This is a genomic window from Nonomuraea salmonea (assembly GCF_042428605.1).
GTDB lineage: Bacteria > Actinomycetota > Actinomycetes > Streptosporangiales > Streptosporangiaceae > Nonomuraea > Nonomuraea salmonea.
Window position 1 is genome coordinate 41,425 of sequence record NZ_JBHMCF010000056.1, and the last position, 22,378, is coordinate 63,802.

The window sequence follows — 22,378 nt, forward strand, 5'->3', positions numbered from 1 at the left end:
AGCGCCAGATGAGGAAGGCCGGGTGATCCCCATCACCGCGGCGCCGTCGTACGACGAGCCCGACCCCGTGGCCAAGGCGCTCGCCTTCATCAGGCGGCGGGTCACCGGCGACTACGAGGTCGACGAGTTCGGCTACGACGCCGAGCTGACCGACAAGGTCGTGCTCGAGCTGCTCAGGCCGCTCTACCGCCACTGGTTCAGGGTCGAGACGCTCGAGCTGAAGAACATCCCCGACGACAGCGGCGCGCTCATCGTGGCCAACCACTCGGGCACGCTGCCCGTTGACGCGCTGATGCTGCAGGTGGCGCTGCACGACGAGGCCGCCAGGCCGCTGCGGCTGCTCGGCGCCGACCTGGTCTACCAGCTTCCGCTGCTCAGCCATCTGGCCCGCAAGACCGGCCACACGCTGGCCTGCCGCGAGGACGCCGACCGGCTGCTGCGCAAGGGCGAGCTGGTCGGGGTGTTCCCCGAGGGCTTCAAGGGCGTCGGCAAGCCCTTCTCCGAGCGCTACAAGTTGCAGCGCTTCGGCCGCGGCGGCTTCGTGGCCTCCGCGATCCGCGCGGGCGTGCCGATCGTGCCCACCGCGATCGTCGGCGCCGAGGAGATCTACCCCAAGATCGGCGACCTCAAGTCGCTGGCCCGGCTGCTGGGGCTGCCCTATCTGCCGATCACCCCGTTCTTCCCGCTGCTCGGGCCGCTCGGCCTGGTGCCGCTGCCGTCGAAGTGGATGATCGAGTTCGGGGAGCCGATCCGCACCGACGAGTACGACCCGTCGGCCGCCGACGACCCCATGCTGGTCTTCAACATCACCGACCACGTGCGCGAGGTCATCCAGCAGCTGCTCAACGAGCTGCGCCTGCGCAGGGGACACGCCTTTCCCCCGCTCCTCTGACGCCGCCGGCGCGACGATCCCTGAACCCTGACGGCGGGTTGTGGCAAGACATCCGTGACCCATTCCCCGCAGAAGGGCGGAGATGATCACGCAACCCGCCGTCAGGGGTGCGGACGCCGAACTCGTGAGCGCCTCGCTGACAGAACCCGAGGTGTTCGCCGAGCTCTTCGACCGCTACTCCGCGATGCTCTTCAGATACGCCTCCAGACGCCTCGGCCCCGAACCCGCCGAGGACCTCGTCGGCGAGACGTTCCTGGTCGCCTTCTCCCGCAGGAAGAGCTACGACCTGGCCTACCCGGACGCCAGGCCGTGGCTCTTCGGCATCCTCACCAAGCTCATCTCCCGCCACCACCGCACGGAGGCGGCCCGCTACCGTGCGCTCCTGCGCGCCCCCGTCGACCACGAGGTGGAGTCGCCCGCCGACCGGGTGGCGGCCGGGGTGTCCGCCCGTGCCGTCCGCGCGGAGCTGGCCGGCGCCCTGGCCGCGCTGCCCGCCAGGGACCGCGACGTGCTGCTGCTGATCGCCTGGGGCGACCTCACGTACGAGGAGGCCGCGCGAGCGCTCGGCATCCCTGTCGGAACCGTGCGCTCCCGCCTCAACAGGGGCAGGCGGAAGGTACGCACGGCGCTCGGCGACACCAACCCCCTGGAGGAGGAGTGACGATGGACGACCTGAAGCTGCTCCGCGACCTCGGGGCCGAGCTGGAGCACCAGCCACCCGCCACCCTGGTCCGCCACCGCACGGGCTTCCTGCGCGGCCGTCCCCGGCGCAGGTGGCCGACGGCCGCGCTGGTCGCCGCGGGCACGGCCGCCGTCGTGGCGGTGACGACGGCGTTCATCACCGGCTTCCCCGTGGCCGCGCCGTCCGCCGGCGGGCGGGTGGACATGAGCGGCGCCATGAACGTGCTGCTGATCGGCTCCGACACCCGGGACGGTCCTGGCAACGCGAAGTACGGGCCGCAGTCGCGGGGCTCGGGCCAGCGCTCCGACACCATCATCATCGTCCACCTGCCGGCCGACAGAGGCAGGGCCACCGTGGTCAGCGTCCCGCGCGACTCGATGGTGCGGGTCCCGTGCGGGTCGGCGCCGGATCGGGTCGCCATGATCAATTCCGCGTACGACGACGGTGGCGCCACGTGCCTCAGGTCGACGCTGGAGAAGCTGACGGGGCTGCGCCTGGACCACACGGTCGAGGTGGACTTCGCCGGCTTCGAGACCATGGTGGACGCGCTCGGCGGCGTGCGGATCAAGGTGCCGAGGCCCGTGGACGACCGCGCCTCGAAGCTCAGGCTGCCCGCGGGCGAGCAACTGCTCGACGGCGAGAAGGCGCTCGGCTACGCCCGGCTGCGTCACTACGGCGACGGCTCGGACGTCGCGCGGATCAAGCGGCAGCAGGGGCTCGCGCGGGCCATGCTGGACAAGGCCCAGCGGCAGCTCGTCTCCGATCCCGCCGAGCTCAGAGTTTTCCTGTCGGCGGTGCGCGGGGCGGTGAAGACGGATCTCGGCGTCGAGGAGATGTACGAGCTGGCCACCCAGCTCGCCAGGACCACGATGACCACGGTGTCGGTGCCCTCGGAGCCCTATCCGCAGGACCCGAACCGGCTCCGGTGGAAGCAGCCGGAGGCGGCCAGGCTGTTCGGCACGCTGCAGTGAGTCAGCTGCAGTGAGTCAGCCTGGAGTGAGTCAGCCTGGAGTGAGTCGGCTGCGGTGATTCAGGGGCGGCCGCGGTAGAGGCGGCGCAGGGCGATGCCCGCCGCGACGCCGCCCGCGACCGCGCCCACGCCGGCCGCGAACGGCAGCGCCGTCATCGTGGCCTTGCGCCCGGTGCGGAAGTCCTTGACCGGCCAGTCGTGCTTGCGCGCGTATTCGCGCAGCTCGCTGTCGGGGTTGATGGCCACCGCGTTGCCGACCAGCGACAACATCGGCAGGTCGTTGGCCGAGTCGCTGTAGGCGGTGCAGAGGCTGAGGTCGAGGCCCTCCCTGCGGGCCAGGGCGCGCACCGCCTCGGCCTTGGCCGGGCCGTGGAGCAGGTCGCCGACCAGCCGGCCGGTGTAGACGCCGTTGCTGGTCTCGGCGACCGTGCCGAGCGCGCCGGTCAGGCCGAGCCGCTGGGCGATGACCCTGGCCAGCTCGATGGGGGTGGCGGTGACCAGCCAGACGCGCTGGCCGGCGTCGAGGTGGCTCTGGGCGAGCGCGCGGGTGCCGCCCCAGATGCGGTCTGCCATGACCTCGTCGTAGATCTCCTCGCCGAGGCGTACGACGTCGTCGACCTTGGCGCCCGCGACGAACGCCAGCGCGGTCTCCCTGGCCACCGCGATGTGCTCGGGGTTCTCGTTGCCGCGCAGCCGGAAGACGGCCTGCCCGACGGCGAACTTGACCAGGTCGGAGGTGGTGAACAGGCCGCGCGTGGCCAGTCCGCGGGCGAAGTGGTAGATCGACGCGCCGCGCATCATGGTGTTGTCGACGTCGAAGAAGGCCGCGGACTCGAGATCGGGCTGGGCAGGCGCGACGGTCACCGCCGCCTGTGCGGCCACCTCACCTGCGACCTCCGGCCGCACTTCCTGTCGTCGTCGCTTGAGCCGCCACATGGGCTTCAGCTTAGCTACCTACTCGGGGGCGGCCAGACCTTCGATGTAGCTGAGGTACCCCTCCGCCTGGGCCAGTTGATCCTCGTCGAGCTGCTGAAGCATCGGCTTGACGGCCTCCTTCTGGTCCCGCGCGAATTTCTTGATCTTCGGCGAGCGCGGCTCCGCGCGTTCGAGCCGGCTGATGCCCGCGCGGGTGGACTCCTCCATGTCCTTGAGCGTCTCGTCCACGAGCGGGCCGTCGACCGACGAGCCGAGGAGGGTGGCGACCTCCTTGGCGCGCGCCTTGGCCGAGTCGAGCTCGCGCGCGGCGCGTTCCGCGTCGTCGGACGTGAGGCGGACGAGCGTGGTCTCCGCGGCGCGCTTGAGGGGGTAGAGCGAGTCGCCGGGCACCGCGCGGTAGGTGGCGAAGGAGGACACCATGAGCGCGGCCACCAGGCCCACGGTGGCGAGCTGGGACAGCAGGGGCCGCCCTCTGGACCGGCGGCGGCGTCCGCGCCGGCCCAGGAGGCCGCCCAGGAGCGGCTGCGGCCTCCGGGTGGCCCGCTTCTCGGGCGCGTCGGGTTCGGCGGCGGTCAGGGCGCCCGACATCAGCTCGGCGCGCAGCCGTTCCTTGAACGCGGGCTCGGGCAGGCCGCCGAGCGGCAGCTCGCTCAGCTCGGTGAGGTGCACGAGCACGCGTACCCGCCGCTCGCGCGCGCCCCTCATGACGGCTCTCCCACCGACACGGTCATGACACCTGGTCTAACGAGGGGCCGATGACGGAGGTTACGCCAGGTCGTGCTTGAGAGCCCTGGCCAGCGCGCGGACGGCACGGAACTGCAGCGCTTTGATCGCTCCACTCTTCTTCCCCATGATCAGCGCGGTTTCCGCGAGCGAGAGGCCGTGCAGGAAGCGCAGGACGACGCATTCCTGTTGTTCGGGATTGAGATCTCGTACGGCACGCAGCACCCGATCGTTGATGATGGCCGTGACCACGGCGTTCTCGGGAATGTGGGAGCCGTCGAGCGGAACGTCGATCACCTCGCCCGTGGGGATCTCCAGCCGGTAGCGCCCCGACTTGAAATGGTCGGTCACCAGGTTTCTCGCGATCGTCACGAGCCAGGCTCCGAAGTCGCGCCCCTGCCAGGTGAAGTCGCCGATCCTGCGCAGCGCGCGCAGGAAGGTCTCGCTGGTGAGGTCCTCCGCCAGCGGGTGCGAGCCCACCCGGAAGTAGATGTAGCGGTAGACCAGGTCGACATAACGGTCGTAGAGCGTGCCAAAGGATTGCGTGCATCCGTTCTTGGCGTGCATCACCAGCGTACGGAGGTCGTCGGGCACGTCTTCGCGCACGGCGAGCTCGCCCGTCCGGGCAGGGCCGCCCACAGCTGGCGCCAGCAGCCCGGCGAACGGCGACGAGTCAGGCATCCGGTATCCCTAGGGGTAAGGGGTGCGGCGTGCTCGAACACTCTAGAAATCAACCGGAAAATCCACAATCCACGGAAGTCATGCATGACTAGGCGTAATCGGCCTATACCGTGGTGGACCGACCCGTTCCCTCTTCGGCTACCGGCTGGGAGGCATCGTCCGGCAGCATTGGAGTCACCATGGAGATCCTCGTTGCTGTCATAGCTCTCGCCGGTGCGATCCTGTCCGCGATCGCCGCGGCCGCCCTGATCCAACGCCTGCGCGACGAGCCTGAGGGATGGTTGGTCGCCTGGACCGTTGCAGTCGCCGGGCTCTGCCTGTCACTCGCCGTGATCGCACTCGGGTCCTTCATGGGCTTCGGCTCCGTCACGTTCCGGATCTACCAGGTGACGGGATCGATGCTGGCGCCCCTGTGGCTGGCCGTCGGGCTCGTGCAGCTGCTGGCCGAGAAGGTGCCGCCGAGGTTCCTCGCGTGGCTGCTCGGCATCGCCCTGACCGTCGTCGCCACCGTCATCATGGTCTGGGACCCGCTGAAGACCGACGACATGGGCAAGTCGCTGCCCACCGCCGCGGCCCACTGGAACATCGTCCCCGGCTACCTGCTCACCGGCGTGCACGCCGTCGCCGTGCTGATCATGCTGGCGATGCTGGTCGTGGCCGGGCTGCGCTGGCGCAACGGCGACGAGTACGACACCGACAACCTCCACGCCACCGTGGTCATCGTGCCGTCGGGGCTGGCGCTGGTGGGCGCGATGCGCTTCTCCGTGCCGGCCCTGTTCACCACCGCGCTGCTCGCCGTCGCGGGGGCGGCGGTCTGGTACACCGTGCTGCGGCCGCTGGCGCCGTACGAGGACGACGACGAGGACGACTTCGACGACCACGACGACCGCGACGAGCGGGCGGCGCGCCGCGACGAGCGGGCCCAGCGCCGCGAGGAGTTCGCCGCGCGCCGCGCCGATCGCGCGCTGGCCGGAGAGGACGGTCCCGACGAGCGCCCGATGTTCCGCGACGAGGTGCCGGGGCACCACGGCATGCCGGAGCCGGTGCCGGCCGCCGACCTGCCGCCGCAGCCGCCGCGCAGGTCGTCGGGGCTCGGCGACCTGGTGGCCGAGTATCGTGCGGGCGACCGCGAGGTCGACTACGCCTCCCGCATGGCGCCGCCGCCGCCCGACGACGGCCCCTCCACCGGCTACATCATGAACGGCGCACCGCCCCAGCGCCCCGACTACAACCTGGCGCCACCGGCGCCCGCCACCGGCGCGGTCTTCCCCGGCGCCGACCTGTTCTCGCCCGCCCAGCAGCAGGGCGGCTCGGGCAAGCTCTCGCCGACGATCTACGGCATGCTCACCGTCTTCACGCTCATGGACGGCGCGGGCGACGCCTTCGACCGGCTGGCCGAGGCCACGGTCGAGGCCGTGCGCAGGGGCGAGCCCGACACGCTCGTCTACGCCTGCCACTCCGTGAAGTCGGCCCCGCTGCAGCGCATCGTCTACGAGCTCTATCGCGACGAGGTGGCCTACCGTGACCACCTGCGCCAGCCGCACGTCGAGCGGTTCGTCAACGACCGTCAGGCGATGGTGCTGGCCACCAACGTGATCGAGCTCGACGTCAACGCCGCCAAGGTGGTGCCGCTGCCCACCGTCATGTACTGAGCCCTCATGTGCTGAGCCGTCACGTGCTGAGGGCCGCGCGCAGCCTCGCCTCGTCGACCCGCCAGAAGTCGTGCTGCACGCCGTCGATCAGCGTGACCGGGATCATCTCCCAGTATTTCTCCTTGAGCTCGTCGGAGGAGTCGATGCTGACCTCCTCCCACGGGACGCCGAGCTCGCCCGCGACCCTGGCGATGATCTCGCGGGCGTCGTCACAGAGGTGACAGCCGGGTTTGCCGAGCAAGGTGATGCGGTGCATGACGCAACCGTACCCCTGCTGACTTTGTGCATCGGTTCACAAAGGGATTAACCTGAAAGACGGTCCCATTCCGATCACGCGGTCCCCAAGCCGCCCGTTCCCTGGAGCACCGGCACGTGAAGAGCCCGTCCCAGCCCCGTGACCGCGGCATCCCCGAGGCGACGGTCGCCAGGCTGCCGCTTTACCTCAGGGCGCTGCACGGGATGGCCGAGCGGGGCATCGCCACCGTCAGCTCGGAAGACCTGGCGGGCGCGGCAGGGGTCAACTCCGCCAAGCTCCGCAAGGACCTCTCGCACCTCGGCTCCTACGGCACCCGCGGCGTAGGCTATGAGGTCGAATACCTCGTCTATCAGATCTCCCGTGAGCTCGGTCTGACCCAAGACTGGGCCGTCGCGATCGTCGGAGTCGGCAACCTCGGCCGCGCGCTCGCCAACTACGGCGGTTTCGTCTCCCGGGGCTTCCGGGTCGCGGCGCTCATCGACGCCGACCCCGAAATCGTGGGCGACACCATCGCGGGGTTGAATGTTGAACACATCGACGAACTGGAAGCCGTGATCAAACGGCGTGGAGTCTCGATCGTGGTACTGGCGATACCGGCGGCAGCGGCGCAGCAGGTGTGCGATCGCGTGGTCGCCGTGGGCGTGACCAGCATCCTCAATTTCGCGCCGGTCGTACTCTCTGTGCCGGAAAGCGTCGATGTCCGTAAAGTCGACCTATCAATCGAACTGCAGATTCTCGCGTTCCACGAGCAACGCAAGGCTGGGGGGCCACTCATGGCGGTGGACGGTCAATGAGTGTTCTGGCTGTCGGGCTCAGCCACCGGACCGCACCGGTGGGCCTGCTCGAGCGCGTCTCCGTCAGCGGTGACGCCCTCGTCAAGCTCCTGCACGACGTTCAGCACGATCCGTGCGTGGCGGAGGCCATGGTGGTCTCGACCTGCAACAGGGTCGAGGTCTACGTCACGGTCGACCGCTTCCACGCGGCCGTCACGTCGATCAGCGAGCTGCTCGGCGTGCACTCGGGCGTCCCGGTGGACGAGCTCATCCCGCACCTCTACGTCCACTACGAGGAGCGGGCGGTCGAGCACCTGTTCTCCGTGGTGTGCGGCCTCGACTCCATGGTCGTCGGCGAGCAGCAGATACTCGGGCAGGTCCGTCAGGCGCTCAAGCTGGCCCAGCGCCAGGGCACGGTCGGCGCCACGCTCAACGACCTGGTGCAGCAGGCGCTGCGGGTGGGCAAGCGCGCCCACCACGACACCGGCATCGACAAGCACGGCGCCTCCCTCGTCACCGCCGGGCTCGCGCTGGCGGGCGAGCTGCCGGGGCGGCGGGCGCTGGTGATCGGCGCCGGCTCCATGAGCTCGCTGGCCGCCGCGACGCTGGCGCGCGCCGGGGTCACCGACATCGTCGTGGCCAACCGCACGTACGAGCGGGGCGCCAGGCTCGCCGCCACCGTCGGCGGCCGGGCGGTCGGATTCGCCGCCGTGCCGGAAGAGGTGGCCGCGGCCGACATCGTGATCACCTGCACCGGCGCGGGCCGGCACATCGTCACGCCGGATATGCTGGGCAAACCGGTGTTCCTGCTGGACCTGGCGCTGCCGCACGACATCGACCCGGCCGTGCGCGGAGTGCCGGGTGTCACGCTGGTCGACCTGGAGACCATCCAGGAGTCCGGCATCGGCTCCCGCGAGGGCGACGCGGTGCCCACCGTGCGCCGTCTGGTGGCCGAGGAGCTGCGCGCCTACCTCGACGCCGAGCGGGCCTCCAGGGTCACGCCGACCGTGGTGGCGCTGCGCAGCAAGGCGGCCGGCGTCGTCGAGTCGGAGCTGGGCCGCCTGCTGATGCGGGTGCCCGACCTCGACGAGCGGGCGCGCGACGAGGTCGCCATGACCGTCCAGCGGGTGGTGGACAAACTGCTCCACGAGCCGACTGTGCGTGTCAAGCAGCTCGCCACCTGCCCAGGAGGCGATCATTATGCGGAAGCCCTGCGCGAATTGTTCAACCTGGATCCGAAGATGCCCGAGGCCGTGAGGGAGGTGGAGCTGTGACGAGGCCCGCTCTGCGGCTCGGCACCCGGCGCAGCCTTCTCGCGACCACGCAGTCCCAGATGGTGGCCGACGCCTACACCGCGCGCACCGGAGGGCCCGTCGAGCTGGTCGGCATCACCACGTACGGCGACGTCACCAAGGCCCATCTGGCGCAGCTCGGCGGCACCGGCGTGTTCGTCAGCGCGCTGCGCGACGAGCTGCTCGACGGCGAGATCGACTTCGCCGTCCACTCGCTGAAGGACCTGCCGACCGCCCAGGACCCGCGCTTCACGCTGGCCGCGCTGCCGGCCCGCCACGACCACCGCGACGCCCTCGTCGGCCCGCACAAGTTCGCCGACCTCGCGCCCGGCGCCAGGGTCGGCACCGGCTCGCCGCGCCGCGTCGCCATGCTCAGCGCCCTGCGCCCCGACCTCGAATACGTGCCGATCCGCGGCAACGCCGACACGCGCATCGGCAAGGTCACCTCGGGCGAGCTCGACGCGATCGTGCTCGCCGCCGCCGGCCTCGGCAGGATCGGCAGGGACGCCGAGATCGCGCAGATCTTCGAGACCGACGAGCTGCTGCCCGCCCCGGGCCAGGGCGCGCTGGCCGTGGAGTGCCGCACCGACAGGACCGACATCGTCGAGGCCCTGTCCGTGCTCGACGACCCCGCCACCCGCTCGGCCGTGACCGCGGAACGCGCCCTGCTCAACGCCCTCGAAGCCGGATGCTCGGCTCCGGTGGGTGCTTTCGCGTTCGATGACGGGCACACTCTGAACCTGACCGCTGTTGTCGTCTCCATCGACGGCCGCGAAGCGGTCCGCAAGTCCGCCGCCGGCTCTCCTTCGGAGGCAGCGAACCTGGGCCGCCTCCTCGCGGCCGAGATGATCGCCGAAGGGGCCGACAGATTGATGGGGGAGCATTCCCATTGAGCTCCGATAGTCCAACCTCCGGTTTCGTCGCGTTCGTGGGCGCGGGTCCCGGCGATCCCAACCTGCTCACGCTCCGCGCCGCCGAGCTGCTCGGCAAGGCCGACGCGGTGGTGCTCGACGCCGAGACCCAGACCCCGCTGCTGCACCACTGCCGCGAGGGCGTCGAGGTCGCCGAGGGCGACTTCGTGCAGCGCGCCGCGCGCGGCCAGCTCGTGGTGCGCCTGTGCGCGGGCGACCCCATGCTGTTCTCCTCGATCAGCGAGGAGGTCGCGGCCTGTGTCGCCGCGGAGGTGGACTTCGAGATCGTGCCAGGCGTGCCGCCCGCGACCGCCGTGCTCACCTACGCCGGCATCCCGCCGGCGAGCGCCGTGCCCGAGTTCAGGGTCGTCGACGCCGCCCAGGAGCAGGACTGGTCCGTGCACGCCGGCTGCAAGGGCACGCTGGTCATCTACAACGGCGTCGCCGACGCGGTGCCCATCGGCAAGGCGCTGATCTCCGGCGGCAAGCCCGACACCACGCCCGTCGCGGTCAGCAGCGGCGGCACCACCACCGAGCAGTACACCGTGGTGTCCACACTGGGCCGGCTGCAGGCCGACCTCAAGCACGCCGGGTTCACCGAGCCCGCGCTGATCGTGGTCGGCGAGGCCGTCGCGCAGCGCGACAAGCTGTCGTGGTTCGAGACCAAGCCGCTGTTCGGCTGGCGGGTGCTCGTCCCGCGCACGAAGGAGCAGTCGCGCAGCCTGTCCGAGCAGCTCGTGTCCTACGGCGCGGTGCCCGAGGAGGTGCCGACCATCTCGGTCGAGCCGCCGCGCACCCCGCAGCAGATGGACCGCGCGATCAAGGGCCTGGTCACGGGCCGCTACGAGTGGGTGGCCTTCACCAGCGCCAACGCCGTCAAGGCGGTGCGCGAGAAGTTCGAGGAGTACGGACTCGACGCCCGCGCCTTCGCCGGCCTCAAGGTCGCGGCGGTGGGCGAGGCGACCTCGCAGGCGCTGGTCGAGTTCGGGGTCAAGCCCGACCTGCTGCCGTCGGGCGAGCAGTCGTCGGAGGGGCTGGTGGCCGAGTGGCCGCCGTACGACTCCATGCTCGACCCGATCAACCGGGTGCTGCTGCCCAGGGCCGACATCTCCACCGACACGCTGGTGGCCGGGCTCACCGAGCTGGGCTGGGAGTGCGACGACGTCACCGCCTACCGCACGGTGCGCGCCGCGCCGCCGCCCGCGCCGATCCGCGAGGCCATCAAGGGCGGCGGCTTCGACGCCGTGCTCTTCACCTCGTCCTCGACCGTGCGCAACCTCGTGGGCATCGCCGGCAAGCCCCACAACGTCACCGTGATCGCGGTCATCGGGCCGCAGACGGCCAAGACGGCCGAGGAGTTCGGGCTCCGGGTCGACGTCATGGCCGACAAGCCATCCGCCTCCGCCTTGGCCGCCGCGGTGGCCGAGTTCGGGGCCAAGCAGCGCCAGGCGGCGCTGGCGGCCGGCGACACGCCGCGCCGTCCCTCACAGAACCGCCGTGGCGCGAGGAGGAGAGCCAGATGAGCGCGCAGTTCCCCGTCGCCCGCCCGCGCAGGCTCCGCAACAGCGCGGCGATGCGCCGGATGGTGTCGGGCACCAGGCTCGACCCGGCGGAGCTGATCCTGCCGATGTTCGCCAAGGAGGGCATCTCGGAGCCGCAGCCCGTGGCCTCGATGCCGGGCGTCTTCCAGCACACCCGCGACTCGCTGCGCAAGGCCGCCCGCGAGGCCGCCGAGGCCGGCGTGGGCGGCGTCATCCTGTTCGGCATCCCTGCGGTGAAGGACGCGCGCGGCTCGGCCGCCGACGACCCCGACGGCGTGCTCCAGGTGGCGCTGCGCGACGTGGTGTCGGAGGTCGGCGACGCGCTCGTGGTGATGGCCGACACCTGCCTCGACGAGTTCACCGACCACGGCCACTGCGGCATACTCACGCCGTCGGGCGAGGTCGACAACGACGCCACCCTTGAGCGGTACGCCTCCGTCGCCGTCGCCCAGGTCGAGGCCGGCTCCCAGATGGTGGCGCCGAGCGGCATGATGGACGGCCAGGTGGGCGCCATCAGGAGCGCGCTCGACCAGGCGGGCCACGCCGGCGTGCCGATCCTCTCCTACTCCGTCAAATACGCCTCCGCCTTCTACGGTCCGTTCCGTGACGCCGCCGAGTGCGCGCCGCAGTTCGGCGACCGCAGCACCCACCAGCAGGACCCCGCGGGGCCGCTGGAGGAGGCGCTGCGCGAGGTCAGGCTCGACCTGGCCGAGGGCGCCGACGCCGTCATGGTCAAGCCCGCGGGGGCCTACCTCGACGTCATCGGCCGCGTCCGCGCCGAGGTGGACGTGCCGGTGGCCGCCTACCAGGTCAGCGGCGAATACGCGATGATCGAGGCCGCCGCGGCCAACGGCTGGATCGACCGCGAGCGGACGATCAACGAGTCGCTGGTCGCGATCAAGCGCGCGGGGGCCGACATGATCCTCACGTACTGGGCGACGGAAGTGGCGCGCACGCTCTAACCAAGGGGTTTCCCGTCAACTGCTGGGGCCTGTGGGTTAGAGTTGCATGAAAGTGCTGGTGTGTCCCGCGTGTGATGCAGGCGCAAGACCTTTGCTGCCCTGCGGGAGGCCGCCGACAGCGGCCCGCCTACCACCCGGATCCGGGACCTCCTCAGGCGCTGTGACTCGACGGGAGACACCATGGTGGGGGTACCACTGGCTCGGCGTACCAAAAAGCGGTCCCGGCCGACGCGCATCGAGACCGTGCTCGAATACGCCGCCCTGGGCTGGCCCGTGGTGCCCGGCGCCTTCCCGCTGCGTCAGGGGCCGCGTGCGTGCTCCTGTGACCGGCTCGGCTGTCCCGACCCCGGCGCCCATCCGCTCTCGCCCGCCTGGCACATGCAGGCCACGACCGACGCGGCCCAGCTCACGCGCTGGTGGCAGGCCGAGCCCGAGGCCAATGTGATCCTGCCCACGGGCCGCGTGTTCGACGTCTTCGACGTACCGCTCGCCGCCGGCCTGTCCGCGCTCACCCGGATCGACGCCGCCGGGGCACACCCGGGCCCGGTCGCCGCCAACGGCGACCGGGTCTTGTTTTATGTCGCCACCCGCGGCAACCCCGAGGACGAGGACGAGTGGTGGTCCTGCCACCTCGACTGCGACCCGGCCACCATCGACGACACGCCGGGGCTGCGCTGGCACTGCCGCGACAGCTACGTCCTCGCGCCGCCCTCGGCGATGCCGGGCGGGCAGGCCGTCTCCTGGCTGCGCCCGCCCGACGGCAGGCCGCTGCCCGACCCGCTGCGCATCCTGGAGTGGCTGGCCGACTGAGCCGCGTGCCCGCCCGGGGAACCGGCCGCACCTGCGGCTAACCTGGGTCGGGTGAGCCGTACACGTAACTCCGAAGACCTGTTCGCCCGCGCCCGCGACGTCGTCCCGGGAGGCGTCAACTCCCCGGTGCGCGCGTTCGGAGCGGTGGGTGGCACCCCGCGCTTCATGGTCTCCGGGCAGGGCCCCTACATCACCGACGCCGACGGCAACCGCTACGTCGACCTCATCTGCTCCTGGGGGCCGATGATCCTGGGCCACCGCCACCCGGCCGTCGTCGAGGCCGTCTCCGGCGCGGTGGCGGGCGGCTTCTCCTACGGCACGGCCACGCCGGGCGAGGTCGAGCTGGCCGAGGAGATCGTGGCGCGCATCGCGCCGGTCGAGAAGGTACGCCTGGTCAGCTCGGGCACCGAGGCGACGATGAGCGCCGTACGCCTGGCCAGGGGCTTCACCGGCCGGTCCAAGGTGATCAAGTTCGCCGGCTGCTACCACGGCCACGTCGACGCGCTGCTGGCCTCGGCGGGGTCGGGGGTGGCGACGTTCGGGCTGCCCGACACGCCGGGCGTCACGGGGGCGTCGGCGGCCGACACGATCGTGCTGCCGTACAACGACGTCGAGGCCGTCGAGGCGGCGTTCGCGGCGGCCGAGATCGCGTGTGTGATCACCGAGGCGTGCCCGGCGAACATGGGGGTCGTCCCGCCGCGCGACGGCTTCAACGCGCGCCTGCGCGAGCTGTGCACGGCCAACGGCGCGCTGCTCATCGTGGACGAGGTGCTGACCGGCTTCCGCGTCTCGCGCGCCGGCTGGTACGGCATCGACCCGGTCGACGCCGACCTGATGACCTTCGGCAAGGTCATGGGCGGCGGGCTGCCGGCGGCGGCGTTCGGCGGCCGGGCCGACGTCATGGCCCACCTGGCGCCCGAGGGGCCCGTCTACCAGGCGGGCACGCTGTCGGGCAACCCGCTGGCCTGCGCCGCGGGCCTGGCCACGCTGCGGAATCTGGACGACGAGGCGTACCGCCGGCTGGACGCCGCGGCGGCTCTGGTGGGCGACGCCGCCTCTGAGGCGTTGCGCGCGGCGGGGGTGCCGCACCGGCTGCAGCGGGCGGGCAGCCTGTTCTCGGTCTTCTTCACCGACGCCGAGGTGACGAACTTCGACGAGGCGCGGGGTCAGAACACCGCCGCGTACACGGCGTTCTTCCACAGCATGCTCGACCAGGGGATCTATCTGCCGCCTTCGGCGTACGAGGCGTGGTTCCTGTCGGCCTCCCACGACGACGAGGCGCTGGGCCGCGTCACGGAGGCGCTCCCAGCGGCCGCGAAGGCGGCCGCCGCGATGCTGTGACGGGGGAGTAGGAGCGGATGGGGCGGTCCGGGTGGCCGCCCCTCGTCACGCGCGGGCTCAGCGGCTCGGCTTCTGGTAGCGGATGCGCTGGTCGCGGGCCTGCTCGGCGAGCACCTTGAGGTACGACACGGAGCCGGTCTGCTGCTTCTTCTGCTTCAGGATTCTCATGTAACTATTTTCATCCGCTACACAATGAACCACAAGCGAGACTTTCTACGCTAAACGGTTTAGAGTGGCTTACATGTTGGACCTGAACCGGCTCAAAGCCCTTCACGCCGTCCATGTCTACGGTTCGGTCGGAGCGGCGGCCGACGCCCTCATGGTCACCCCCTCGGCGGTCAGCCAGCAGATCGCCAAGCTGGAGCGCGAGACCGGTGCCAGGCTCATGGAGCGCTACGGCCGCGGCGTGCGGCTCACGGACGCGGCGGGGCTGCTCGCCGAGCACGCGGAGCGCATCCTCGCCCTGGTCGAGACCGCGGAGGCAGACTTCGAGGCGCTGCGCGGCGAGGTCGTCGGCCGGCTCAACGTCGGCGCCTTCCCCACCGCCTCCCGCGGCCTCATGCCCCACGCGCTCGTCTCGCTCAAGGGCCGCCATCCCGACCTGTGGGTGCAGCTCAGCGAGCGCGAGCCGGAGCGGGTGGCCCGCGAGGTGGCGAGGGGCGAGCTGGACCTCGGCGTCGTCCAGGACTGGCTGACCCGCCCGATGGCGCTGCCCGACGGTCTGTCCAAGGCCACGCTGCTCGACGACGTGGCCGACGTGGCCGTGCCCGCCGGCCATCCGCTGGCCGGCGAGCGCGAGATCGAGCTGGCCGCGCTGCACGGCGAGCAGTGGATCAGCGGGTCGCCGGGCACGGTCTGCCACGACTGGCTGGTGTTCACGCTGCGCAGCGCGTCGCTGGAGCCCGTGATCGCGTGCTGGGCCGACGAATACCCGACCCAGCTCGCGCTCGTGGCCGCCGGGCTCGGCTGCGCGATCGTGCCCAGGCTCGGGCGCGACTGCGTGCCGGACAGCGTACGGCTGGTGCCGCTGCTCCCGCGCCAGTCGCGGCGCATCTACGCGATCTGGCGCGCCGACGCCGCCCGCCGTCCCGCGATCAGGGCCATGGTGGACGCGCTGACGGAGACGAGCAAGACCCAGGAGAACGCCTGGGCCGTGCAGTGATCCGGCGTGGCCGTGTCGCAGCGGGCCCTCGCCTGGGCTTCGCGGGCGAGCGGATAGGCTGGGCGCACCATGGCTGAAACCACCGTCGTCCACCTGCTGCGCCACGGTGAGGTGCACAACCCCCAAGGCGTCCTCTACGGCAGGCTGCCCGGCTACCACCTGTCGGAGACGGGCCGGCTCATGGCCGAGACGGTCGCCAAGGCCGTCGGCGGCCGCGACATCGTCGCCCTCTACAGCTCGCCGCTGGAGCGCGCCATCGAGACGGCGACCCCGCTGGCGGACAAGCTGGGCCTGGAGATCGTCCAGGACGAGCGCCTGATCGAGGCGGGCAACCTGCTGGAGGGCCGCATGGTCGGGCAGGGCCTCGGCGTGCTGCGCAACCCGCGCAACTACCGCTATTTCTGGAACCCGCTGCGGCCGTCCTGGGGCGAGCCCTACCCGGTCATCGTCACGCGGATGAAGTCGATCATCGATGACGCCAGGGCGGCGGCGCGGGGCCACGAGGCGGTGCTGGTCAGCCACCAGCTGCCGATCTGGGCCATCCGCTCGGCCGCCGAGGGCCGCAGGCTCTGGCACGACCCGCGCCGCCGCCAGTGCGCGCTGGCCAGCCTCACCACCCTCACCTTCGACGGCGATCGGCTCGTCAGCATCGGCTACAGCGAGCCCGCCGGGTCGCTGCAGACGGGGCCGTCGATCCCCGGGGCCTGATGTCCGGGCCGCACGGGCACCCCGGTAGAGTTGCAAGCTCTACCGGTTGTAGTACAAGGAGATCTTCCTCCGTGCGCGCCAACTCCATCTCCCTCCTTCTCCTGGTCGCGCTGGTCGCGGGCTGCGCCGGCAACCAGGGCGGCCAGCCGCAGGCCGGCGACACCCGTTTCGTCGCGGGCGACGGGAAGATGCAGGTGTTCGAGGCGGGCGAGCGCAAACCCGCGCCGGCCGTCGAAGGCCCGACCCTCGACGGTGCCACCGCGTCCCTGGCCGCGCACAAGGGCAAGGTCGTCGTGCTCAACTTCTGGGCCTCGTGGTGCGGCCCCTGCCGGGCCGAGGCGCCTGTGCTCAAGGAGGTCTGGGCCAAGACCAAGGACTCCGGCGTGCAGTTCCTCGGCGTCGACTTCAAGGACCGCCAGGCCGACGCCAAGGCGTTCGAGCGCACCGAGCAGACCGGCTACCCGCACATCTTCGACCAGCCCGGCAAGGTCGCGCTGGCCTTCCAGGGCACCGTGCCGCCCGCCGCCATCCCGTCCACGCTGGTCATCGACAAGCAGGGCCGCATCGCGGCCAGGGCGCTCGGCGCGGTCAAGTACACCGACCTGATGAACACGGTGACCAAGGTGCGCGATGAGTGACGTCGTCGCCTCTGGCTCGCTGCTGCTGGCCGTGCCGATCGCGGTGCTGGCGGGGGTGGTGTCGTTCCTGTCGCCGTGCGTGCTGCCGCTGGTGCCCGGCTACCTGTCCTACGTGACGGGCATGAGCGCCGACCCCAAGCGGGGGCGGCTGGTGCTCGGCACCGCGCTGTTCGTGGCCGGGTTCGGGCTGGTGTTCGTGCTCAGCGGGGCGCTGTTCGGCGGCATCGGCTCGGTCGTGCTGGGCAACGCCGAGATCATCACGCGGGTGCTCGGCGTGCTCACCATCGTGCTCGGGCTGGCCTTCCTCGGCCTGCTGCCCGGCCTCATGCGCGACGTGCGCATCCACCGCATGCCGGCCGCGGGGCTCGCCGGCGCGCCGCTGCTCGGCGTGGTGTTCGGGCTGGGCTGGACCCCGTGCATCGGGCCCACGCTGGCCGTCGTGCTCACGCTCGGGCTCAACGAGGGCAGCGCCGGTCGTGGCGCGCTGCTGGCCGTCGCCTACGCGCTCGGCCTCGGCCTGCCCTTCATCGGCGCCGCGCTGGCCTACAGCCGCGCGCTGCGCACGTTCCGCGCCATCCGCAAGCACTCGCGCCTGATCACCCGGGTCGGCGGCGGCATGATGGTGGCCGTCGGCGTGCTGCTCGTGACCGGGCTCTGGGGAGAGATGATCGCGGCCATGCAAGGACTGATCGGCGCGTTCGAGCCGGTGATCTGATGAGCGTCAAGGAGCTGGAGAAGGAGCAGGCGCCCGAGCAGGCGTCGTTCGGGCTGGTGGCCTGGCTGCGCTGGGCGTGGCGCACGCTCACCTCGATGCGGACGGCGCTGATCCTGCTCTTCCTGCTCGCGCTCGGCTCGGTGCCGGGCTCGCTGGTGCCGCAGCGCGGCGTCGAGCCCGACAAGGTCGCCAGACTGTACGAGCAGAGCCCCGCCCTCGCCGAGTGGTACGACAGGTTCCAGCTCTTCGAGGTCTTCACCTCCACCTGGTTCGCGGCCATCTACCTGCTGCTGTTCACCTCGCTGATCGGCTGCATCATCCCGCGCACCACGGTCTACCTGCGCGAGCTGCGCCGCAAGCCGCCCGCCGCGCCGAAGAACCTGTCCCGCCTGCCTCATCACGCCGTCTTCGAGAGCGACCTGGGCGTCGAGCGGGCCGCGGCCCGGCTGCGCAAGCAGCGCTTCCGCGTGGTCACCGGCGACGGCTGGGTGTCGGCGGAGAAGGGCTACCTGCGCGAGACGGGCAACCTGTTCTTCCACATCGCGCTGGTCGGCATCCTGCTCGCCATCGGCGCGGGCTCCCTGTACGGCTACCGCGGCAACGTGCTGGTCGTCGAGGGCGACGGGTTCGCCAACACCGTGGCCGCCTACGACCGGTTCATCCCCGGCAGCAGGGTCTCCGCCGAGTCGCTGGAGCCGTTCAGCTTCCAGCTCACCGACTTCAACGTGGCCTACCAGGTGACCGGCGACAAGCGCGGCCAGGCGCTCGACTACTCCGCGCACCTCAAGGTCAACGAGTCGCCGGCGGCGCCGGCCCGCGACTACGAGCTCAAGGTCAACGAGCCGCTGGAGATCGACGGCACGCAGACCTACCTCATCGGCAACGGCTACGCCCCCGTCTTCAGGGTCACCGACGGCAAGGGCCAGGTGGCCTTCGAGGGGCCTGTGCCCTGCCTGATCGAGGACAAGGCGTCCATGACCTCGGGCTGCGTGGTCAAGGCGCCCGACGCGCAGCCGTCGCAGCTGGGGTTCCTGCTGCGCTTCCTGCCCACCAGCGTGCCGCTGACCGACGGCACCCACGCCTCGGCCTTCCCCGGTGAGCTCAACCCCGAGGTGCAGATACTCGGCGCCTTCTCCGGCGACCTCGGCCTGCGCTCCGGTAAGCCGCAGTCGGTCTACGAGCTGGCGGAGCCCGAGGTGATGCGCAAGCTCAAGCCGGTGCTCATGGGCACCGACGCGCCCAAGCCGCTGGCCGTGGGGCAGTCGGTCGATCTGCCCGGCGGGCTCGGCAAGATCGAGTTCACCGGCGTCAAGCAGTGGATCACGCTGCAGATGGCGTACGACCCGGGGCGCTTCCCCGCGCTGCTGGCCGCCGCCACGGCGGTGGTCGCCATCGCGCTCTCGCTCATGATGCGCCGCCGCCGGGTGTTCGTCCGCGTCGCGCAGGGGCGGGTCGAGGTGGGCGGGCTGACCCGCACAGAGGGCTCCGCGGCGGGCTTCGCCGAGGAGTTCGCCGACATCGTGAAGGTTCTATCAGCAGGAGAGAAAGATGTCCGCTGAGCAACTCGCCGAGCTGAGCGACCTTTTCGTCGTCGCAGCCGTGCTGCTCTACGTCGTCGCCATGCTCGGCTTCGCCATCGAGCTGGCCTTCGGCCGGGCTCGGGGCGGGAAGGCCGCCGAGCGGCGGCAGGCCGAGGTCAGGCAGCCGGTCGCCGTGGGGGCGGGCGCCGCCGGCGCGGTCTCCGAGACCATCGGGAGCGACGCCGAGGCGGCCGTTTCCGGCGCTGAGACGCCCGCTGCGGGCGCGACGGCCGACGTCGCGGCACCCGTACCGGCCTCGCCCGCCGCCGCCCGTGCCGGGACGGTGGCGCTCGTGCTCGCCTGGATCGGCTGGGCCGCCAACCTCGCCGCCATCGTCACCCGCGGCCTGGCCGTCGACCGGTGGCCGTGGGGCAACATGTACGAGTTCGTGGTGGCCATCTGCTTCGCCGCCGTGACCGCGTTCCTCGTCACCCAGCTCCGCCACAACGTGCGCTTCATGGGCGCGTTCGTCATGGTCACCGCCGCGCTCGGGCTCGGGCTCGCGGTCAAGGTGTTCTACACCGCGGCCGGTCCCGTGGTGCCGGCGCTCGACTCGTACTGGATCGCGATCCACGTCACGGCCGCGATCATCGCGAGCGGCCTGTTCACGCTGGCCGGGGTCTCGGGCGTGCTCTACCTGCTGCGCGGCGACGGGGTGTCGCGCCTGCCCTCGCGCGAGGTGCTGGAGAAGGCGGCGCACCGGGCGATCATCTTCGCCTTCCCGGTGTGGACGTTCGCCGTCATCGCGGGCGCCCTGTGGGCGGACCGGGCGTGGGGCCGCTATTGGGGCTGGGACCCCAAGGAGGTCTGGTCGTTCATCACGTGGGTGGCCTACGCCGCCTACCTGCATGCCAAGGCGACGGCCGGCTGGCGGGGCAGGGCAGCGATGATCGTGCAGCTCGTGGCGTTCGGCTGCCTGCTGTTCAACCTGATCGGGGTCAACATCTTCATCGACGGGCTGCACAGCTACGCCGACGTGGACTGACCCCGAGCCTGAGCAGAGGGGCTCGCCGATCAGGCCACGTCGTCGCCGCGCATCCGCCGTTCGAGGTCGCGCAGGAACTCGGGGTCGTCGTCGGGCCCCTTCGGCGCGCCCGGGCCGGGGGTGACGGGACGGGCCGCGCGCGGCGCGCGCGGACGGCCGCGCGCCATCCACACCAGCCCGCCGAGCAGCGGGATGAGCACCACGACGAGGATCCAGAGTGCTTTTGGTACGTTCCTGACCTCGTCTTCCGGCGTGGTGACGACGTCGAACAGTGAGAAGAGCCAGAAGGCCAGCAGCGCCAGGCCGATAACAACACCTGCCATGCCCCGAACTGTAAGCCATGTTGAGACGTGATCGTGCTGCCTGATGTCCCATTTCGGGTGACTAGCGGAAGATCCGCGTCGTACCGTGGAAGCCGATGCGGCGGTGTCCACGGGGCTCCGAGGGGCGTTGATGAGAGGTGCGATGGCCTTTTCTCACGACAAGAGTCCCGGCGACCGAGGCCGGCATCGGCGCGGACGTTGGTGGCGGCGCGGGTCCTATCTGTTCTCCCGGCGCAGCGAGGCGCCTCCCGACGCCGACCGGTCGATCTGGCGTAACGCCCGCGAGCGGGCCCAGGACAGGCGCGCGCGGCGCAAGGAGCTGAAGGGTGCCGAGCGCGGCCGCGAGGCCCGTGGCGGCGAGCTGAGATCCGAGCGGCAGTCCTGGCCGGGCGCCGACGCCCCGCACGGCACGGCCTCCTGGGACGCCTTCGCGGTACGCGAACACGGCGAGCGGCTGCCCGCGGCCGTCGTCGTCGACCGCCCCCGCTACACCTGGTACGACTTCGAGCTGCCCGACCAGCCGCTCAGAGCCCGCCCCAACCGCCCCGACCAGCCCTCGCTGGGCGACGGCCTGCGGCACTGCGGCGCGCTGGAGAAGATCCTGCACCGCCAGTGGGACTCCAGGTACGGCCCGCCACCGGCCGAGGTGATCCGCGCGGTCGAGAGCCTGGCCAGACTGCCCGACCGGCTCAAGGAGCTGCTCGCCGAGGGCCTGGAGGGCATCTACGTCGGGCCGGGCGGCGTCCCCGACCTCGACGACATGGGCTACTTACGCGGGGCCCCGCTGCCGTCGGGGCGCGCGACCTGGGACATCTGTGCGGGCGCGTACGGCGACAAGAAGATCGTCGTCGGTGACCGGCCCTCGCCCACTCCCGATGTGATGATGCACGAGGTGGGCCACGCGATCGACGACGTGGACTCCGCGTACGGCGAATGGGTCTCCGACTCGGCGGAGTTCGTCCGGCTCTACGAGGCCGCGTCGCCGCTGCTGACCTCGACCTTCCACCGGCAGGGAGGCGGGCTCGGCCGCAAGGAGTTCTTCGCCGACGCCTTCGCCGCCATCGCCTCCCGCCAGCGTCCCGCCCTCGTGGACATGCTCGGTGGCGACACGCGGATGGCGCTCGACATCATGCTGTTCTTCAACCGGCGCTACGGAATCTAGGTGATCGGCGATGTACGTCATCCGGCTCGCGGACGGGACGTTGCGCGTACCGCAGAGCCTGACCAGTCCTGACGGGCGTCTGATCGGCAACGCGTACGTGGAGGTCCAGCCCGGTGATCCCGACTACGAGCAGTGGCTGCCGGAGTCGCTGACCGAGGAGGAGGCGGAGCTGCGCCGCCGGCGCTGGGAGGAGGAGAACGACGACCTGGAGCGCGAGTTCCTGGCTTTCAAGGCGCGGCAGGAGGACGCCTGAGCACACCGCGGCGAAGGGGGCGCCCGCGGGGGTACGGACAGGCGCCAGCCACGGTCAGCGGTTGGCGCCGCCCCAGTGCTTCCCCAAACGGAAGTGTCGGCAGGAAAGCACGCGAACAGTGGGCTCCGCCAGCGGTGATCCTGGCGGGATGGACCACTTGTGTAGCGGTCCATCGTGCAGGATCACCGACTTGACGGAACGTCAGACGCGCGGGGACTCACCTGCTGGCCTGTCGGCCGTGAGAACGTCCTCGCCTCGGAGAAGGGCGTGGACTTCCGACTCGCGGAAGCGCCGGTGCCCTCCGGGGGTGCGGATACTGCTGATGCGGCCTGCCGCTGCCCAGCGTGTAACCGTCTTTGGGTCTACCCGGAAGAGGGCGGCAACCTCTCCTGGGGTCAGCAGACGCTCGCTGCTACTCTCCACCAATCTC

The 22,378-nt window shown here is 71.2% G+C and carries 25 protein-coding genes; 19 read left to right on the forward strand and 6 right to left on the reverse strand.

Translation table 11 applies throughout. The features are described 5' to 3' along the window. Positions 1-22: 22 nt before the first annotated feature. From ACFFR3_RS45390 to ACFFR3_RS45400, 3 genes are all read left to right on the forward strand, one after another. Entirely contained in the window at positions 23-892 is an 870-nt protein-coding gene (locus ACFFR3_RS45390; protein WP_345394289.1) for a lysophospholipid acyltransferase family protein, read from the forward strand. A gap of 82 nt (positions 893-974) precedes the next feature. Continuing rightward, positions 975-1,553 (forward strand): RNA polymerase sigma factor, encoded by a 579-nt coding sequence (locus ACFFR3_RS45395; RefSeq protein WP_364383897.1) that lies wholly within the window; start codon positions 975-977, stop codon positions 1,551-1,553. Positions 1,554-1,555: 2 nt separating this feature from the next. Then, complete coding sequence (locus tag ACFFR3_RS45400) at positions 1,556-2,545, forward strand: LCP family protein (RefSeq protein ID WP_345409484.1); 990 nt, start codon at positions 1,556-1,558, stop codon at positions 2,543-2,545. Positions 2,546-2,604: 59 nt separating this feature from the next. On the opposite strand, the gene ACFFR3_RS45405 is transcribed toward ACFFR3_RS45400, so the two are convergent. Genes ACFFR3_RS45405 through ACFFR3_RS45415 form a run of 3 tightly spaced genes read right to left on the reverse strand, consistent with a single transcriptional unit; the run spans position 2,605 to position 4,884 of the window. Continuing rightward, positions 2,605-3,480: an HAD family hydrolase gene (locus ACFFR3_RS45405; protein WP_364383903.1), complete on the reverse strand. Its 876-nt coding sequence runs from the start codon at positions 3,478-3,480 to the stop codon at positions 2,605-2,607. A gap of 18 nt (positions 3,481-3,498) precedes the next feature. Then, the gene (locus ACFFR3_RS45410; protein ID WP_345394292.1) at positions 3,499-4,185 is read right to left on the reverse strand and encodes a DUF5667 domain-containing protein; all 687 of its coding nucleotides are present in this window, start codon (positions 4,183-4,185) and stop codon (positions 3,499-3,501) included. Positions 4,186-4,245: 60 nt separating this feature from the next. Beyond that, on the reverse strand, positions 4,246-4,884 hold the full coding sequence (locus ACFFR3_RS45415; RefSeq protein WP_379485175.1) for a sigma-70 family RNA polymerase sigma factor: 639 nt from the start codon (positions 4,882-4,884) through the stop codon (positions 4,246-4,248). Between the two features lie 179 nt (positions 4,885-5,063). Here ACFFR3_RS45415 and ACFFR3_RS45420 point away from each other — a divergent pair, with 179 nt between their 5' ends. After that, on the forward strand, positions 5,064-6,536 hold the full coding sequence (locus ACFFR3_RS45420; RefSeq protein WP_379485176.1) for a putative quinol monooxygenase: 1,473 nt from the start codon (positions 5,064-5,066) through the stop codon (positions 6,534-6,536). A 19-nt stretch (positions 6,537-6,555) separates the two neighbouring features. Here the strand turns inward: ACFFR3_RS45420 and ACFFR3_RS45425 are convergent, their stop codons facing one another. Further along, the gene (locus tag ACFFR3_RS45425; RefSeq protein WP_345394304.1) at positions 6,556-6,792 is read right to left on the reverse strand and encodes a glutaredoxin family protein; all 237 of its coding nucleotides are present in this window, start codon (positions 6,790-6,792) and stop codon (positions 6,556-6,558) included. Positions 6,793-6,908: 116 nt separating this feature from the next. Here ACFFR3_RS45425 and ACFFR3_RS45430 point away from each other — a divergent pair, with 116 nt between their 5' ends. The 13 genes from ACFFR3_RS45430 (at position 6,909) to ccsB (ending at position 20,210) form a co-directional block, all read left to right on the forward strand. Continuing rightward, positions 6,909-7,586 (forward strand): redox-sensing transcriptional repressor Rex, encoded by a 678-nt coding sequence (locus tag ACFFR3_RS45430; RefSeq protein WP_355415497.1) that lies wholly within the window; start codon positions 6,909-6,911, stop codon positions 7,584-7,586. After that, complete coding sequence (locus ACFFR3_RS45435; RefSeq protein ID WP_345394310.1) at positions 7,583-8,839, forward strand: glutamyl-tRNA reductase; 1,257 nt, start codon at positions 7,583-7,585, stop codon at positions 8,837-8,839. The genes ACFFR3_RS45430 and ACFFR3_RS45435 overlap by 4 nt, the downstream gene beginning before the upstream one ends. After that, positions 8,836-9,750, forward strand: a complete 915-nt coding sequence (gene hemC, locus ACFFR3_RS45440) for a hydroxymethylbilane synthase (RefSeq protein ID WP_345394313.1) — start codon at positions 8,836-8,838, stop codon at positions 9,748-9,750. The genes ACFFR3_RS45435 and hemC overlap by 4 nt, the downstream gene beginning before the upstream one ends. Before the next feature lie 35 nt (positions 9,751-9,785). Next, on the forward strand, positions 9,786-11,291 hold the full coding sequence (locus ACFFR3_RS45445) for a bifunctional uroporphyrinogen-III C-methyltransferase/uroporphyrinogen-III synthase (protein ID WP_345394316.1): 1,506 nt from the start codon (positions 9,786-9,788) through the stop codon (positions 11,289-11,291). Next, positions 11,288-12,271, forward strand: a complete 984-nt coding sequence (hemB, locus tag ACFFR3_RS45450; protein WP_379485177.1) for a porphobilinogen synthase — start codon at positions 11,288-11,290, stop codon at positions 12,269-12,271. Before ACFFR3_RS45445 ends, hemB begins: the two co-directional genes overlap by 4 nt. A 180-nt stretch (positions 12,272-12,451) precedes the next feature. Beyond that, positions 12,452-13,081 carry a bifunctional DNA primase/polymerase gene (locus ACFFR3_RS45455; protein WP_364383919.1) on the forward strand — a complete coding sequence of 210 codons (630 nt, stop codon included), beginning with the start codon at positions 12,452-12,454 and terminating at the stop codon, positions 13,079-13,081. A gap of 51 nt (positions 13,082-13,132) precedes the next feature. Then, on the forward strand, positions 13,133-14,422 hold the full coding sequence (gene hemL, locus ACFFR3_RS45460; protein WP_379485178.1) for a glutamate-1-semialdehyde 2,1-aminomutase: 1,290 nt from the start codon (positions 13,133-13,135) through the stop codon (positions 14,420-14,422). A gap of 241 nt (positions 14,423-14,663) precedes the next feature. After that, entirely contained in the window at positions 14,664-15,584 is a 921-nt protein-coding gene (locus tag ACFFR3_RS45465; RefSeq protein ID WP_364383925.1) for a LysR family transcriptional regulator, read from the forward strand. Between the two features lie 69 nt (positions 15,585-15,653). Then, complete coding sequence (locus ACFFR3_RS45470; RefSeq protein ID WP_345394322.1) at positions 15,654-16,292, forward strand: histidine phosphatase family protein; 639 nt, start codon at positions 15,654-15,656, stop codon at positions 16,290-16,292. A 71-nt stretch (positions 16,293-16,363) separates the two neighbouring features. Then, positions 16,364-16,930: a TlpA family protein disulfide reductase gene (locus tag ACFFR3_RS45475; RefSeq protein WP_345394325.1), complete on the forward strand. Its 567-nt coding sequence runs from the start codon at positions 16,364-16,366 to the stop codon at positions 16,928-16,930. Continuing rightward, positions 16,923-17,645: a cytochrome c biogenesis CcdA family protein gene (locus ACFFR3_RS45480; protein WP_355415516.1), complete on the forward strand. Its 723-nt coding sequence runs from the start codon at positions 16,923-16,925 to the stop codon at positions 17,643-17,645. The genes ACFFR3_RS45475 and ACFFR3_RS45480 overlap by 8 nt, the downstream gene beginning before the upstream one ends. Continuing rightward, complete coding sequence (resB, locus tag ACFFR3_RS45485) at positions 17,645-19,204, forward strand: cytochrome c biogenesis protein ResB (RefSeq protein ID WP_345394328.1); 1,560 nt, start codon at positions 17,645-17,647, stop codon at positions 19,202-19,204. The genes ACFFR3_RS45480 and resB overlap by 1 nt, the downstream gene beginning before the upstream one ends. Continuing rightward, positions 19,194-20,210 (forward strand): c-type cytochrome biogenesis protein CcsB, encoded by a 1,017-nt coding sequence (gene ccsB / locus ACFFR3_RS45490; protein ID WP_364383933.1) that lies wholly within the window; start codon positions 19,194-19,196, stop codon positions 20,208-20,210. Before resB ends, ccsB begins: the two co-directional genes overlap by 11 nt. Before the next feature lie 29 nt (positions 20,211-20,239). Here the strand turns inward: ccsB and ACFFR3_RS45495 are convergent, their stop codons facing one another. Next, positions 20,240-20,533 carry a PLD nuclease N-terminal domain-containing protein gene (locus ACFFR3_RS45495; RefSeq protein WP_345394334.1) on the reverse strand — a complete coding sequence of 98 codons (294 nt, stop codon included), beginning with the start codon at positions 20,531-20,533 and terminating at the stop codon, positions 20,240-20,242. 142 nt (positions 20,534-20,675) lie between these two features. Here ACFFR3_RS45495 and ACFFR3_RS45500 point away from each other — a divergent pair, with 142 nt between their 5' ends. Then, a complete protein-coding gene (locus ACFFR3_RS45500) occupies positions 20,676-21,695 on the forward strand; it encodes a hypothetical protein (RefSeq protein WP_364383936.1) in 1,020 nt (339 codons plus the stop codon). Positions 21,696-21,705: 10 nt separating this feature from the next. Next, a complete protein-coding gene (locus ACFFR3_RS45505; protein ID WP_345394340.1) occupies positions 21,706-21,948 on the forward strand; it encodes a hypothetical protein in 243 nt (80 codons plus the stop codon). A 201-nt stretch (positions 21,949-22,149) separates the two neighbouring features. Here the strand turns inward: ACFFR3_RS45505 and ACFFR3_RS45510 are convergent, their stop codons facing one another. Next, a complete protein-coding gene (locus tag ACFFR3_RS45510) occupies positions 22,150-22,371 on the reverse strand; it encodes a BldC family transcriptional regulator (RefSeq protein WP_026214226.1) in 222 nt (73 codons plus the stop codon). Positions 22,372-22,378 lie beyond the last annotated feature (7 nt).

What these genes read in the sequence shown, in the direction of transcription:
- ACFFR3_RS45395 (WP_364383897.1), top strand. Translation starts at nt 975, where the DNA reads ATGATCACGCAACCCGCCGTCAGGGGTGCGGACGCCGAACTCGTGAGC.
- ACFFR3_RS45400 (WP_345409484.1), top strand. Translation starts at nt 1,556, where the DNA reads ATGGACGACCTGAAGCTGCTCCGCGACCTCGGGGCCGAGCTGGAGCAC.
- ACFFR3_RS45405 (WP_364383903.1), bottom strand. Translation starts at nt 3,480, where the DNA reads ATGTGGCGGCTCAAGCGACGACGACAGGAAGTGCGGCCGGAGGTCGCA.
- ACFFR3_RS45410 (WP_345394292.1), bottom strand. Translation starts at nt 4,185, where the DNA reads ATGAGGGGCGCGCGCGAGCGGCGGGTACGCGTGCTCGTGCACCTCACC.
- ACFFR3_RS45415 (WP_379485175.1), bottom strand. Translation starts at nt 4,884, where the DNA reads ATGCCTGACTCGTCGCCGTTCGCCGGGCTGCTGGCGCCAGCTGTGGGC.
- ACFFR3_RS45420 (WP_379485176.1), top strand. Translation starts at nt 5,064, where the DNA reads ATGGAGATCCTCGTTGCTGTCATAGCTCTCGCCGGTGCGATCCTGTCC.
- ACFFR3_RS45425 (WP_345394304.1), bottom strand. Translation starts at nt 6,792, where the DNA reads ATGCACCGCATCACCTTGCTCGGCAAACCCGGCTGTCACCTCTGTGAC.
- ACFFR3_RS45435 (WP_345394310.1), top strand. Translation starts at nt 7,583, where the DNA reads ATGAGTGTTCTGGCTGTCGGGCTCAGCCACCGGACCGCACCGGTGGGC.
- hemB (WP_379485177.1), top strand. Translation starts at nt 11,288, where the DNA reads ATGAGCGCGCAGTTCCCCGTCGCCCGCCCGCGCAGGCTCCGCAACAGC.
- ACFFR3_RS45455 (WP_364383919.1), top strand. Translation starts at nt 12,452, where the DNA reads ATGGTGGGGGTACCACTGGCTCGGCGTACCAAAAAGCGGTCCCGGCCG.
- ACFFR3_RS45465 (WP_364383925.1), top strand. Translation starts at nt 14,664, where the DNA reads ATGTTGGACCTGAACCGGCTCAAAGCCCTTCACGCCGTCCATGTCTAC.
- ACFFR3_RS45470 (WP_345394322.1), top strand. Translation starts at nt 15,654, where the DNA reads ATGGCTGAAACCACCGTCGTCCACCTGCTGCGCCACGGTGAGGTGCAC.
- ACFFR3_RS45480 (WP_355415516.1), top strand. Translation starts at nt 16,923, where the DNA reads ATGAGTGACGTCGTCGCCTCTGGCTCGCTGCTGCTGGCCGTGCCGATC.
- resB (WP_345394328.1), top strand. Translation starts at nt 17,645, where the DNA reads ATGAGCGTCAAGGAGCTGGAGAAGGAGCAGGCGCCCGAGCAGGCGTCG.
- ccsB (WP_364383933.1), top strand. Translation starts at nt 19,194, where the DNA reads ATGTCCGCTGAGCAACTCGCCGAGCTGAGCGACCTTTTCGTCGTCGCA.
- ACFFR3_RS45495 (WP_345394334.1), bottom strand. Translation starts at nt 20,533, where the DNA reads ATGGCAGGTGTTGTTATCGGCCTGGCGCTGCTGGCCTTCTGGCTCTTC.
- ACFFR3_RS45500 (WP_364383936.1), top strand. Translation starts at nt 20,676, where the DNA reads ATGGCCTTTTCTCACGACAAGAGTCCCGGCGACCGAGGCCGGCATCGG.
- ACFFR3_RS45505 (WP_345394340.1), top strand. Translation starts at nt 21,706, where the DNA reads ATGTACGTCATCCGGCTCGCGGACGGGACGTTGCGCGTACCGCAGAGC.